Source organism: Streptococcus sp. SR1 (assembly GCF_000526075.1).
Classification (GTDB): Bacteria; Bacillota; Bacilli; order Lactobacillales; family Streptococcaceae; genus Streptococcus; species Streptococcus halitosis.
The window spans coordinates 118,860-131,707 of the sequence record NZ_JATR01000013.1 but is presented as its reverse complement, the minus strand read 5'-3'; the positions used below and the strand labels follow the sequence as shown (position 1 = coordinate 131,707).

At 40.6% G+C, this 12,848-nt stretch carries 13 protein-coding genes; 2 read left to right on the top strand and 11 right to left on the bottom strand.

Translation table 11 applies throughout. The features are described from left to right. Positions 1 to 169: 169 nt before the first annotated feature. From HMPREF1518_RS10590 to HMPREF1518_RS03330, 3 genes are all read right to left on the bottom strand, one after another. Entirely contained in the window at positions 170 to 481 is a 312-nt protein-coding gene (locus tag HMPREF1518_RS10590; RefSeq protein WP_081730795.1) for a CHY zinc finger protein, read from the bottom strand. Positions 482 to 495: 14 nt separating this feature from the next. Further along, the gene (locus HMPREF1518_RS03335) at positions 496 to 1,782 is read right to left on the bottom strand and encodes a peptidase U32 family protein (protein ID WP_033584135.1); all 1,287 of its coding nucleotides are present in this window, start codon (positions 1,780 to 1,782) and stop codon (positions 496 to 498) included. A 136-nt stretch (positions 1,783 to 1,918) separates the two neighbouring features. After that, positions 1,919 to 2,617, bottom strand: coding sequence for a GntR family transcriptional regulator (locus HMPREF1518_RS03330; RefSeq protein ID WP_033584133.1), 699 nt, complete (start codon positions 2,615 to 2,617; stop codon positions 1,919 to 1,921). Positions 2,618 to 2,757: 140 nt separating this feature from the next. Between HMPREF1518_RS03330 and guaA the strand changes: the two genes are divergently transcribed. Then, positions 2,758 to 4,320 carry a glutamine-hydrolyzing GMP synthase gene (gene guaA / locus HMPREF1518_RS03325; protein ID WP_033584131.1) on the top strand — a complete coding sequence of 521 codons (1,563 nt, stop codon included), beginning with the start codon at positions 2,758 to 2,760 and terminating at the stop codon, positions 4,318 to 4,320. 73 nt (positions 4,321 to 4,393) lie between these two features. On the opposite strand, the gene ffh is transcribed toward guaA, so the two are convergent. From ffh to HMPREF1518_RS03300, 5 genes are all read right to left on the bottom strand, one after another. Then, positions 4,394 to 5,965 (bottom strand): signal recognition particle protein, encoded by a 1,572-nt coding sequence (ffh, locus tag HMPREF1518_RS03320; protein WP_033584129.1) that lies wholly within the window; start codon positions 5,963 to 5,965, stop codon positions 4,394 to 4,396. Between the two features lie 17 nt (positions 5,966 to 5,982). Further along, positions 5,983 to 6,198, bottom strand: coding sequence for a hypothetical protein (locus HMPREF1518_RS10985; RefSeq protein WP_000535219.1), 216 nt, complete (start codon positions 6,196 to 6,198; stop codon positions 5,983 to 5,985). A gap of 2 nt (positions 6,199 to 6,200) precedes the next feature. Then, positions 6,201 to 6,533, bottom strand: coding sequence for a putative DNA-binding protein (locus HMPREF1518_RS03310; RefSeq protein ID WP_000402066.1), 333 nt, complete (start codon positions 6,531 to 6,533; stop codon positions 6,201 to 6,203). A 140-nt stretch (positions 6,534 to 6,673) separates the two neighbouring features. Then, the gene (tuf, locus tag HMPREF1518_RS03305) at positions 6,674 to 7,870 is read right to left on the bottom strand and encodes an elongation factor Tu (protein WP_001040717.1); all 1,197 of its coding nucleotides are present in this window, start codon (positions 7,868 to 7,870) and stop codon (positions 6,674 to 6,676) included. A 227-nt stretch (positions 7,871 to 8,097) separates the two neighbouring features. Next, the gene (locus tag HMPREF1518_RS03300; protein ID WP_000489825.1) at positions 8,098 to 9,207 is read right to left on the bottom strand and encodes an AI-2E family transporter; all 1,110 of its coding nucleotides are present in this window, start codon (positions 9,205 to 9,207) and stop codon (positions 8,098 to 8,100) included. 103 nt (positions 9,208 to 9,310) lie between these two features. On the opposite strand from HMPREF1518_RS03300, the gene pbp3 reads away from it, so the two are divergent. After that, positions 9,311 to 10,546, top strand: a complete 1,236-nt coding sequence (gene pbp3, locus HMPREF1518_RS03295) for a D-alanyl-D-alanine carboxypeptidase PBP3 (RefSeq protein ID WP_033584128.1) — start codon at positions 9,311 to 9,313, stop codon at positions 10,544 to 10,546. Positions 10,547 to 10,580: 34 nt separating this feature from the next. Here the strand turns inward: pbp3 and sdbB are convergent, their stop codons facing one another. The 3 genes from sdbB to HMPREF1518_RS03280 all read right to left on the bottom strand — a co-directional run bounded on the left by sdbB (position 10,581) and on the right by HMPREF1518_RS03280 (position 12,838). After that, entirely contained in the window at positions 10,581 to 11,126 is a 546-nt protein-coding gene (gene sdbB, locus HMPREF1518_RS03290) for a thiol-disulfide oxidoreductase-associated lipoprotein SdbB (protein ID WP_033584127.1), read from the bottom strand. Between the two features lie 12 nt (positions 11,127 to 11,138). Then, entirely contained in the window at positions 11,139 to 11,846 is a 708-nt protein-coding gene (gene ccdA2 / locus HMPREF1518_RS03285; RefSeq protein ID WP_009730076.1) for a thiol-disulfide oxidoreductase-associated membrane protein CcdA2, read from the bottom strand. 131 nt (positions 11,847 to 11,977) lie between these two features. After that, entirely contained in the window at positions 11,978 to 12,838 is an 861-nt protein-coding gene (locus HMPREF1518_RS03280; RefSeq protein ID WP_000631555.1) for a methionyl aminopeptidase, read from the bottom strand. Between the last annotated feature and the right edge of the window lie 10 nt (positions 12,839 to 12,848).

Here is a 12,848-nt window from a genome sequence, read left to right as displayed (position 1 = left end):
AACTTTTTACTTACGTTGGAAGCGTTTCAGATGATTTATTTCTATTTTTGCTATTTTTATACCACTGTATAGATAAGTTTCTCATTTTATGATGAAATGTGTTTCCACTTTTTCTATATTTTCCGAAATAAATTGAAAAATCTAAGTTTAGAACTTGGATAGATTCATTTTATTTGAAATGGTAGGAATAGTGTTGTTTACACCCTGGATTAAATGGAGCGCTACAATAAGGACAAGCTATCTGTTCTTGATATTCTTGAAAAGTCATTGTCCTTTTACAGGCCCCACATAAAATCGGTTGATCCTCAGAAAGCGCCAAGGGGTAGGGAGAAAATACATGTGTTTCCAGAGCATTGTGACACTGATAGCATGCGTAATATTTCTTGCATTCATAACACTGGAGTGAAACAATATCCCTTTCACTATGATAATGAACACATCTGCTTTCATCATCTACCAATAAACCTTGAGCTTGAATCATTCCCTTTTCCTTATCTAAGCACGAACTGTGACACTTGTCCCGTCTTCCTTATAGAGGTTGATAAGCCCTTCTTTCAGAGCACGTACCATATCCCCAGCTTGTACAGGTTGCGGAACCTTGATTGTCAAGAGTTCCATTGGATTTGGAGCGCGATCGATTTTATTTCCCTTGGCATCGTGAAGATCCTCGATATAGGTTTCAAAATGACGGAAACCTGGTCCATAAAACTCCACTTGGTCGCCTTCGTTGATGACATTCCGTTGACGAATGGTTGCCGTTTGAGTCGTATCATCGTACGCAACCACTTCAGCGACAAACTTGTATTCAGGGATTTTACGACGTGCACCAAACAACTGTTCATTTTCTGTAGGTGTACTATAGTAGAAACCTGTTGCCAATTCACGTTGGGCAACCTTCCACATCTCATCTACCAGGTCTTGTTTAATAGCTTCAAATTTTTCTGGGCTTTCAAGGTAAGCATCCACAGCCGCCTTGTAACAGTTGGTTACAGTTGAAACATAGTGGATTGACTTCATACGACCTTCAATTTTTAGACTATCCACACCATTTTCAATCATATCTGGAATATGGTCAATCATGGACATGTCAACGGCTGACATCGAAAATTCTTCAGGAATTTCACCTTTAAGACTCTTGCGTTCTTGACCAAAAGGCATGTCGTAAAGGTCGTATTTCCAACGGCAAGACTGCGAACAACCACCACGGTTGGCGTCACGCATACTCATGTGGTTTGAAAGCGTACAGCGACCTGAGTAAGAAATACACATGGCTCCATGGACAAAGGCTTCAATCTCTACGTCTGTGCGTTTGCGAATCTCTGCCAATTCTTCCATTGAAACTTCACGCGCCAAAACGACACGAGTCAAGCCCAGTTCTTTCCAGAACTCTAGCGTTTCATAGTTCGTCGCACTGGCTTGGGTAGAGAGGTGGATTTCAAGACCTGGTGCTTCTGTTGCTGCAATCATAATCAAGGCCGGATCTGACACGATAACTGCCGCAATACCAATGTCACGCAACTTACGGAACCACTCACCAGCCCCAGCTTCATTTCCTTCGTGCATAACCATGTTGGCAGCTACATAGACCTTGGCACCATACTTGGCAGCGAATTGCACACCTTCTTCCATCTGTTCAAAGGTGAAGTTTCCTGCACGGCTACGAAGACCATAAGCCTGTCCACCTATAAAAACAGCATCAGCTCCATACCGAACAGCCACTTTTAGTTTCTCTAAAGTCCCTGCAGGCGATAAAACCTCAGGACGTTTTAATGTTTTTGTCATTTTTTCTCCTATTTGCAATATAAAAGTTTGACGTTTTTCCTTCTCATTTTATAGTAAATAAAGGATAAAATCAAGCCTAGACAGATTGTTTTGACAATTCTAATCTTTTAAAAAACAAAAAACTAGCCTTTCTAAACTAGTTATTTTCAAGATAAAATTCAAAGCGTTCGCCCACGTATTGACTCTTTACATATTCGAAAGCTGTCCCATCTTCAAGATAAGAAACCTGAGTCAAAGCTAAAATGGCATGCCCCTTTTCAACTTCCAGATAGTGAGCAATTTTTTCCTTAGCTAATCTCGCATAAATGGTCTGTTGGGATTTGCCAATCCGGTAGCCATACTGCTGCAAGGTTTGAAAGAAGTGACTGGTGATTTCTTCTTTTTTGAAATCCTTAATGAATTTCTCAGGAATGGATGCGACTTCATAGACTAGCGGAACTTGGTCAGCGTAACGCACCCGTTCCATACGGATAATATTCTCTGTCGGAGTAATCCCTAGCTTTGCGACCTCTTGCTCATTTGGAATGGTTCTTCTGTAAGAAATGAGTTGACTAGAAGGGACTTTCCCCTGAGATTTGACAATCTCCGTAAAACTGGTTGTCCCCCGCATTTTTTCTTGGACACGAGTGCTAGAGACAAAAGTCCCACTTCCTACACGACGCTCCAAAACTCCTTCCTCAACCAAGAGAGAGATAGCCTGGCGTAATGTCATCCGGCTAACTTGAAACTGTTCAGCTAAATCTCGCTCACTTGGAAGCCTCTCACCAATTTTCCAATGATGCTCATCTATATCCTTTTTGATCTGATCGTGGATTTTCATATAAGCTGGTAACATGATTCTCACTTCTTTTCTTTATTTTCTCCATTGTACCGTATTTGCTAAGAAAAAGTCAAACTTTGCCTTGTTTAGTTGGTAATTCGCCCCTATTTGTGATAAAATATTGAAAAAGATATTTCTTTTGAGAAAGGAAAAAGATGAGCAACATTTCAACTGATTTGCAAGATGTCGAAAAAATCATCGTGCTGGACTATGGTAGCCAATACAACCAGCTGATTTCACGCCGTATTCGTGAAATTGGTGTTTTTTCTGAGCTAAAAAGTCACAAAATCTCAGCTGCAGAGGTTCGTGCGATTAACCCTGTAGGGATCATCCTCTCTGGTGGACCAAACTCTGTATACGAAGATGGTTCATTTGATATTGACCCAGAAATTTTTGAACTTGGCATTCCAATTTTAGGAATCTGCTATGGTATGCAACTTTTAACTCATAAACTTGGAGGAAAAGTTGTCCCTGCTAGTGATGCTGGTAACCGTGAGTATGGTCAATCACCACTTACCCATACCACTTCTGCCCTCTTTGAAGGAACTCCTGAAGAACAGATCGTTTTGATGAGCCATGGCGATGCTGTTACAGAGATTCCAGCCGATTTTGTTCGTACTGGTACTTCTGCTGACTGTCCTTATGCAGCCATTGAAAACCCAGAAAAGCACATCTATGGTATCCAATTCCACCCAGAAGTTCGCCATTCTGTATACGGGAATGATATCCTTCGCAACTTTGCCCTTAACATCTGTAAGGCTAAAGGTGACTGGTCAATGGACAACTTTATCGATATGCAGATCAAGAAAATCCGTGAAACTGTAGGCGACAAGCGTGTTCTTCTCGGTCTATCAGGTGGTGTTGACTCTTCTGTTGTTGGGGTTCTTCTTCAAAAAGCAATCGGTGATCAATTGATCTGTATCTTTGTAGACCACGGTCTTCTCCGTAAGGGAGAGACTGACCAAGTTATGGACATGCTTGGTGGTCAGTTTGGTTTGAATATTGTCAAAGCTGATGCTTCAAAACGTTTCCTTGACAAACTTGCTGGCGTTTCTGACCCTGAACAAAAACGTAAAATCATCGGTAACGAATTTGTTTATGTCTTTGATGACGAAGCTAGCAAGCTAAAAGATGTAAAATTCCTTGCTCAGGGAACGCTTTACACTGACGTGATTGAGTCTGGTACAGATACTGCTCAAACCATCAAATCACACCACAATGTTGGTGGTCTTCCAGAAGACATGCAATTTGAATTGATTGAACCATTGAACACTCTTTATAAAGACGAAGTCCGTGCCCTCGGTACAGAGCTTGGTATGCCAGACCACATCGTATGGCGCCAACCATTCCCAGGACCAGGACTTGCTATCCGTGTCATGGGTGAAATCACTGAAGAAAAACTAGAAACTGTTCGTGAGTCTGATGCTATCCTGCGTGAAGAAATCGCTAAAGCTGGTCTTGACCGCGATATCTGGCAATACTTCACTGTCAACACAGGCGTTCGTTCAGTTGGTGTTATGGGTGATGGTCGTACTTATGACTACACAATCGCCATTCGTGCAATCACTTCTATCGATGGTATGACAGCAGACTTTGCCAAAATTCCTTGGGAAGTCCTTCAAAAGATTTCCGTACGAATCGTAAATGAAGTGGATCACGTTAACCGTATCGTCTACGATATTACAAGTAAACCACCTGCAACTGTAGAGTGGGAATAAACCAATCAAACACAAAAGAACTCTGAATCGGATTCAGAGTTCTTTTTTAGGTAAGCACTTCTACTTTCCTTTTTTATTTACGTTTTTTCTTCGCTTTTTTCATTTTGTTGGCCATACGTTTCATAGACTGTTTCATGGCAAATTCACCGATTTTACCTTTGAGACCTCCACCAAACATCTGGCTCATATCTGGCATGCCTGCTCCTCCGAGAGCTGACATATCCGGCATTCCACCTTGTCCCATCATGCTTTCAAGGGCAGACATATCCATTCCTCCCATATTTGGCATATTTTTAGGAAAGTTATTTGGATTGATTCCCATCTGCTTCATCATCTTGTTCATATCTCCAGACATGACACCTTGCATGAGCTGTTTGGCCTGGTTAAAGTCTTTGATGAATTTATTCACTTCAATAAAAGTATTTCCAGATCCAGCAGCGATACGACGACGACGACTTGGATTTAACAAATCAGGATTTTCACGTTCTTCAGGTGTCATGGAAGACACGATAGCACGTTTACGAGCAATCTGATGCTCATCTACCTTCATGTTTTGAAGGGCTGGATTGTTAGCCATACCTGGAATCATCTTGAGCAAGTCTTCCATTGGCCCCATGTTTTGCACCTGATCCAACTGATCGATGAAATCATTGAAATCAAAGGTGTTTTCACGCATCTTCTCAGCCATTTCAAGGGCCTTTTGCTCATCGTACTCTTGAGAAGCTTTCTCAATAAGAGTGAGCATATCCCCCATACCAAGGATACGGCTTGACATACGGTCTGGGTGGAAGGTTTCAATATCTGTAATCTTTTCACCCGTACCAGTGAACTTGATTGGTTTACCAGTGATGTGACGAACCGATAGGGCCGCACCTCCACGTGTATCCCCATCAATCTTGGTAAGGATAACCCCAGTCACTTCTAACTGAGCATTAAACTCACGAGCAACATTAGCTGCTTCCTGACCAATCATAGCATCAACGACGAGCAGAATTTCATTTGGTTGAGCCAAAGCTTTTACGTCACGAAGCTCATTCATGAGGAGTTCGTCAATCTGCAAACGCCCTGCCGTATCAATCAAGACATAGTCGTTGTGATTGGTTTGTGCTTGCTCCAAACCTTGACGAACAATCTCAACAGCTGGCACTTCTGTTCCAAGTGCAAAGACAGGAACATCAATTTGCTGTCCAAGTGTTTTCAACTGATCAATGGCAGCTGGACGATAAATATCCGCCGCAATCATCAAAGGACGTGCATTTTCTTCCTTCTTGAGTTTGTTAGCCAGCTTACCAGCAAAGGTTGTTTTACCAGCCCCCTGCAAACCGACCATCATGATAATCGTAGGAATCTTAGGTGACTTAATAATTTCTGCCGTATCAGAACCTAAAACAGCTGTCAGTTCCTCGTCAACGATTTTGATAATCTGTTGGGCAGGATTAAGGGTATCAATGACCTCGTGTCCGACTGCACGTTCACGAACCTTCTTGATAAAGTCCTTTACAACAGGTAAGGCAACGTCGGCTTCCAGCAAGGCCAAGCGAATCTCTTTGGTTGCTTCCTGGACATCAGCCTCAGTGATTTTTCCCTTTTTACGTAGATTTTTAAAAACGTTCTGTAAACGTTCTGTTAAACTTTCAAATGCCATTTTTTTCTCCTATTTTCTCAATTCAGTGGAAATCGTCCGAAATGTTGCAAACACTCAAGTTCTTCGGGTGTGATTTCTTTCATGATTTCATTTGGATATCCCCAACAGCTAAAACCTATTTGCATAGCTTTGGAGATATCATTGGGCGAGATAATCTGTAGTCGAGTAGGAAATGGTTCCTCTGCGGCTAATAGTTTGCAAGGTAATCCTTGATAAATAACTAGACTGCCCATGATTACTCCCGATTGTCAATGCTTGTTAAAATTTCAATCTGCTCCTGCAGAAAGTCATCCTTGGGATAACGCTCCAAGATCTGGTCAAAAATCTGACTGCGGACAATGTAGTCCGAATACATGTGCAATTTCATCTCATAATCTTCTAGAATCTTTTCTGTCCGCTTGATATTATCATAAACAGCTTGACGACTGACACCGAACTCTTCAGCAATCTCAGCAAGACTGTAGTCATCAGCATAGTAGAGTTCAATATAGTTCATCTGCTTGTCTGTCAAAAGCGCAGCATAAAATTCAAAAAGCGCATTCATACGATTGGTTTTTTCGATTTCCATAACCTTTATTATACCAAAAAAACGATTATACTGCTAGAGTAGAAGCACTTCAAATAGAACAAGAAGAAAAAAGAACCTTGCAAGGCAAGATTCTTTTAGTGTCTGACTTAAATAATTGTTCTTCTGGGAACTTAATCGAATTAAGCTTCGATTTCTGTAACCATACCTGAACCAACAGTACGTCCACCCTCACGGATAGAGAATGTAGTACCTTGCTCTACGGCGATTGGGTGGATCAACTCAACGTCGATAGTCACGTTATCACCAGGCATTACCATTTCAGTACCTGCTGGAAGTTCGATTGAACCTGTAACGTCAGTAGTACGGAAGTAGAATTGTGGGCGGTAGTTGTTGAAGAATGGAGTGTGACGTCCACCTTCTTCTTTAGTAAGGATGTAGACTTCACCTTTGAATTTAGTGTGTGGGTTGATTGAACCTGGTTTAGCGATAACTTGTCCACGTTCGATTTCGTCACGTTGAATACCACGAAGAAGGACACCTACGTTATCTCCGGCAAGACCTTCATCAAGTTGTTTACGGAACATTTCAACACCAGTAACAACTGCTTTTTGAGTTTCGTCTTTGATACCAACGATTTCGATTTCGTCGTTGACACGAACAGTACCACGGTCGATACGTCCTGAAGCAACAGTACCACGTCCAGTGATTGAGAATACGTCTTCGACTGGGAGAAGCAATGGTTTATCTGTATCACGTTCTGGTTCTGGGATGTACTCATCAACAGTATCCATCAATTCCATGATGATATCTTCGTATTTAGTATCACCTTCAAGTGCTTTAAGAGCTGAACCTTGGATAACTGGAAGATCATCACCTGGGAAGTCGTATTCTGACAAGAGGTCACGGATTTCCATTTCAACCAATTCAAGCAATTCTTCGTCGTCTACCAAGTCAACTTTGTTCATGAAGACGATAAGGTGTTTAACACCAACTTGACGTGAAAGAAGGATGTGTTCACGAGTTTGTGGCATTGGTCCGTCAGTTGAAGCTACTACAAGGATAGCTCCGTCCATTTGAGCGGCACCAGTGATCATGTTTTTAACGTAGTCCGCGTGTCCTGGAGCGTCGATGTGAGCATAGTGACGTTTTGCAGTTTCATACTCAACGTGCGCAGTGTTGATAGTGATACCGCGTTCGCGTTCTTCTGGAGCAGCATCGATAGACGCATAGTCTTTAGGTTGGTTAACTGCTGAAGGCAAGCGACGTGCCAAAACAGTTGTGATAGCTGCAGTCAAAGTAGTTTTACCGTGGTCAACGTGTCCGATAGTACCAATGTTAACGTGTGGTTTACTACGATCGTATTTTTCTTTTGCCATTTGAGTAAAAGCCTCCAATAAAATATATTTTATAGATAGACAGTAGGCAATACAGTCTAACTTTCCTTACTATTTTATCAAATTTCTGCTAAATTGCAAGTGTTTTACACATATTTTGTGAATTAATCTGAATCTTACAAAGTGCTGTTCTTCTGCTTCTTTATACAATTCAAGCTTATTTCATTCTAGCAGTATTATGCTCACAAAAAAATCAGGTTTCCCTGATTCTAAATGGATTCTGATTTTTCCAGTTCTTTAGCTTCCTTATGATTTTCATATAATTTTGCCAAGAACTTAGTGATTTCTTTGAGAATAGAGTAGGTTGGTACTGCTACAATCATCCCTATGACGCCGTAGATATTACTTGACAATAAGAGAAGTACCAAAATCGTAATCGGGTGTACTTTCATAACCCCTCCAACGATACGTGGATAGAGAACATTTCCATCAATCTGCTGAATAATAAGCATATAGGCAACCGCAATCAGCATACGATGAGGATCCGTGAATACATTCGCAATCACCATCGGAATCAAGCCAATACTTGGACCAACATAAGGAATCAAATTTGCGATTCCAGAGAAAATAGCAAAAACAAGAGCGTACTTTAATCCGATAACGCTATAACCAATATAGGCTAAACATCCAATAATAACCGCATCAATCGCAATTCCGCTGATATAACGTGCTATGGTTGTATTGAGATTGGTTAAAAGGCTAGAAAGATTTAATTTATCATGTTTTAAGACAGTTCGTTCCAACATGGGCAGCAACTTATGTCCATCTAACAAGAAATAAATCAAGAAGACGGGGGTCATAATGAGAATCAAAACCGTGCTAAACAAGGCTGAAAGGACGCTTCCTAAACTGTTGCTGACGCTATTAAGAATATTCTGTAGGATATCCACATAGGAGAGATTTAACTGTTGAATTGTTTGTTGAATATCGATATTCTGGAAAATAGGGTTCATCGACAAATCAATAACCAAATCCTGCAATCTACTATAGATGTTTTGACTAGAAATAATCAAGCTAGTCAACTGATTAATCAGAATCGGCAAGAGATAGACGACCCCTACAACGATGGCACCAATTAAAGCACAAAGAGTGACCAAGACACCAATTAGACGATTAATCTTACATCTCTTTTCCAAAAAGGTAACGATTGGATTGGTAATGTAGTAAAAAAATCCACCTAACAAAAATGGAATCATGATGGTATTAACAACCGTCACGAAAGGGGTAATAATCGCTCCCATCTCTCTCCAAAGATAGAAAATCAGTGTTAATAATAAAATTTCAGCTGTCCAAAAAAATAATTTGTTTCTACGGAACATAGGCATCCTCCTCTATTTATTTTATCATATTTCTTCAAAAGATAAGTTGGCTTTAGTATAAAAGCGAGAATATTTTTTTTCTTTATGATAAAATAAAGCTAATATGAAAAAAATAATTCTATCTTTTATAACACTTTTTGTTTTTGGAACAGTTTCTACTGTTTCTGCTCAGGAGTTTGATGTTGCTGCTAAACATGCCATTGCTGTCGAGGCTACAACTGGAAAAATCCTCTACGAGAAAGATGCAAATCAGCCTGTAGAAATTGCTTCTATTACCAAACTTGTTACAGTCTATTTGGTCTATGAGGCCTTGGAACAAGGAACCATCAGCCTATCTACACCTGTCGATATTTCGGACTACCCTTACAAACTTACAACCAATTCTGAGGCGAGTAACGTCCCTATGGAAGCTCGAAATTATACTGTTGAACAATTATTAGAGGCTACAATGGTATCCAGTGCAAACAGTGCTGCGATTGCGCTAGCAGAAAAAATTGCTGGTTCTGAGAAAGATTTCGTTGATAAAATGAGGGCTAAACTTCTTGAATGGGGAATTCAAGATGCAACTATTGTAAATACAACTGGTTTAAATAATGAGACCCTTGGTGATAATATCTATCCCGGTTCTAAAAAAGATGATGAAAACAAGTTGAGTGCCTACGACGTTGCAATAGTCGCTCGTAATCTCATCCGAGATTATCCTCAAGTTTTGGAAATCACCAAAAAGCCAACTTCTACTTTTGCTGGACTTGAAATCCACTCAACCAACTATATGTTGGAAGGAATGCCAGCCTATCGTGGTGGTGTCGACGGTTTGAAAACAGGTACTACCGACAAAGCTGGTGCTTCTTTCGTTGGAACAACCGTTGAAAAAGGGATGCGTATCATTACGGTTGTTTTAAATGCAGACCAGCAAGATAGCAACCCTTATGCACGTTTTACTGCAACTTCTTCACTTTTAGATTATGTTTCTGCGAACTTTGCTTTAAAAACTGTCGTTCAGAAAGGCGAAACCTATAAAGATAGCAAAGTGACAGTCCTTGATGGGAAAGAAGATAAGGTAGCTGCAATTGCTAAGTCAGATATTGCAATCGTCCAACGAGTTGGAAGTGAAACAACATCAGCTCTTCAATTCACACCAAAATCAGAAATAGCCCCACTGGAAGAAGGCAAGGTTGTCGGTACTCTAACCTATGACGATCAGGATTTGGTCGGTCAAGGTTATCTCACTTCTGAAAAACCTTCTTTTGAAATGGTCGCTGAAAAGAAAGTAGAAAAAGCCTTCTTTTTGAAGGTTTGGTGGAATCAATTTATCCGCTTTATCAATGAGAAACTATAAAAAAATCGCGAACAATCGCGATTTTTTCTTTATTTCATTTCATCTCTTTAAAAGCTGCTTCCGCATCTGCATTACTAATAGCACCAAATTGGATTTTTCCGATTTTACCCTGACTGTCAATCAAGTATTCCGTTGGAATACTACGAATTTGGTAGGCTTGGAAGGTAGTTGCTTGCGTATCATATAGAACTGGAATATCCTTGTAGCCTTGTTCTTGGTACCATTTTGGAAAGTCTTGAACTGTTTTTTCACCTTGTAGACCAGGTGCAATGACACTCAAAATTTCAAAGTCTCGATCTTGTTTGGCAGCTAATTCCATCAACTCAGGCATGCTTTTTTTACATGGCCCACACCAAGATGCCCAGAATTTCAAATAGACCTTTTTCCCTTTGTAGTCTGATAACTTCACTTCTTTGCCATCCATAGACTGCAAGGTAAAGTCTGGCGCATCCTTACCCACTGCGATTTGTTGTACAGCAGGTTGTTTTGGACTGCTTGTCTGTTTGGTTTCTTTTTCACCACAGGCAATCAGTAGAAATAGAGACATAATACTCAATCCTGTAAAAATAACTTTTTTCATCTTTTTCTCCTTTTATCCAAGAATTCCTGACAAGGCATTTAACTGCCCTAGCATTAATAATAATCCCATCAAAATAATCAAAGCTCCCCCGATTTTCTTTAGTAGAATCATATGGGGTTTTAATTTACTAAAATAGGGCATAATCCAGCCCGAAGCTAAGGCCAAAACAAGGAAAGGAAGAGCCATCCCCAATGTGTACACTAAGGTTAGTATGGCTCCTTGCCAAGCACCACTCCCTCCTGAAGCCGCTAGAGCTAAGACCGAACTTAATACTGGTCCGATACAAGGGGTCCAACCAAAACTAAAGGTTATCCCAAGTAAAAAGGCTGATAGATAGTGATTTGACTTTGATTGTTTGAAGGTGACTGTCTTTTGAACTTCCAGTTTATTGAAATGCAAGATTTCCATCTGGTGAAGCCCTAAAAGAATAATGACTGTCCCCATAGCATAACGAAACCAGTCTGCATAGAGCATGTGCCCTAGGAATCCGGCTCCAAATCCTAGAATAAAGAAAATGAGGGAGATTCCTGCAATAAAACACAAGGTCCGAATTAAGCCTGACCAGGCAACGTCTCTTCCAAAAAAGCGGAAACTTTTCGAATTTCCTTGATCATCCAGTAAAATACCAGCATAGACAGGTAGCAAAGGAAAGATGCAGGGTGAAAAGAAGGACAGAATACCTGCTAAAAAAACGGATACTAGAAATATAATCGACTCCAACGAATTACCTACTTTCTCAAAATTCTAATCTTATTTTACTATAAAAGAAAAAAATTGTAAGAAGTTTGCTACGCTTGTTTATTTTATCTACATTTGACACAAAAAAAGGAGCTAAGCTCCCTTTTATCGTTCTAATAAGTTCCTTCTTCACCTTGACTAGTCAAGATAACAGGACCGTCTTTGGTAATCACGAATTGATGTTCATATTGGCAAGATAGGCCACCATCTATAGTCTTATGAGCCCAGCCAGTCTTCATATCTGTATCAATTTCCCAGTCACCAGTATTGATCATGGGTTCAATGGTTAGTACCATTCCTTCACGGAGACGGAGTCCACGACCTGCAATACCGTAGTTAGGAACCATTGGCTCCTCGTGCATAGTTGGACCAACACCATGACCAACCAAATCACGAACGACACCGTAACCGCGACTTTCAGCGTATTCTTGAATGGCTGCACCGATATCACCGATACGATTGCCGACAACCGCTTTCTCAATCCCTATATACATAGCTTCCTTGGTCACGTCCATCAAGTTTTTCACTTCTTCAGACGGTGTACCAACCGCATAAGCCCAACATGAGTCTGCTAAACCACCAGTATAGCTTTGGGTGTATTTTTTCATTTGCTCAACATTGTTGAAGTTAAGTTTAGATACATTGAGGTCGGATTTGGCAATCGGACCACCCAGTACCATGTCAACCTTGAGCAAGTCTCCATCTTTCAAGATGTAATGACGTGGAAAAGCATGAGCAACTTCATCGTTGAGAGAGCAACAGGTAGCGTATGGGTAATCCATGACTGCGCCATCCACGCCAATCTGTAAAGGAAGGAAATTTTCCTCTTTACAACGTCGACGAACATACTCTTCAACTTCCCACATATCTACACCTGGCTTAATCAAATCACGTAAGCCGATATGGATACTTGCTAGGAAATCACCAGCCTTGTCCATGGCTTCGATTTCACGTGCTGATTTTAAAGTTATCATTTTTTCTCCT

Coding starts and splice junctions, on each gene's coding strand:
- guaA (WP_033584131.1), top strand. CDS start 2,758: ATGAGCAACATTTCAACTGATTTGCAAGATGTCGAAAAAATCATCGTG.
- sdbB (WP_033584127.1), bottom strand. CDS start 11,126: ATGAAAAAAGTTATTTTTACAGGATTGAGTATTATGTCTCTATTTCTA.
- HMPREF1518_RS03300 (WP_000489825.1), bottom strand. CDS start 9,207: ATGTTCCGTAGAAACAAATTATTTTTTTGGACAGCTGAAATTTTATTA.
- pbp3 (WP_033584128.1), top strand. CDS start 9,311: ATGAAAAAAATAATTCTATCTTTTATAACACTTTTTGTTTTTGGAACA.
- ffh (WP_033584129.1), bottom strand. CDS start 5,965: ATGGCATTTGAAAGTTTAACAGAACGTTTACAGAACGTTTTTAAAAAT.
- HMPREF1518_RS03330 (WP_033584133.1), bottom strand. CDS start 2,617: ATGTTACCAGCTTATATGAAAATCCACGATCAGATCAAAAAGGATATA.
- HMPREF1518_RS03280 (WP_000631555.1), bottom strand. CDS start 12,838: ATGATAACTTTAAAATCAGCACGTGAAATCGAAGCCATGGACAAGGCT.
- HMPREF1518_RS03335 (WP_033584135.1), bottom strand. CDS start 1,782: ATGACAAAAACATTAAAACGTCCTGAGGTTTTATCGCCTGCAGGGACT.
- HMPREF1518_RS10590 (WP_081730795.1), bottom strand. CDS start 481: ATGATTCAAGCTCAAGGTTTATTGGTAGATGATGAAAGCAGATGTGTT.
- HMPREF1518_RS03310 (WP_000402066.1), bottom strand. CDS start 6,533: ATGGAAATCGAAAAAACCAATCGTATGAATGCGCTTTTTGAATTTTAT.
- HMPREF1518_RS10985 (WP_000535219.1), bottom strand. CDS start 6,198: ATGGGCAGTCTAGTTATTTATCAAGGATTACCTTGCAAACTATTAGCC.
- tuf (WP_001040717.1), bottom strand. CDS start 7,870: ATGGCAAAAGAAAAATACGATCGTAGTAAACCACACGTTAACATTGGT.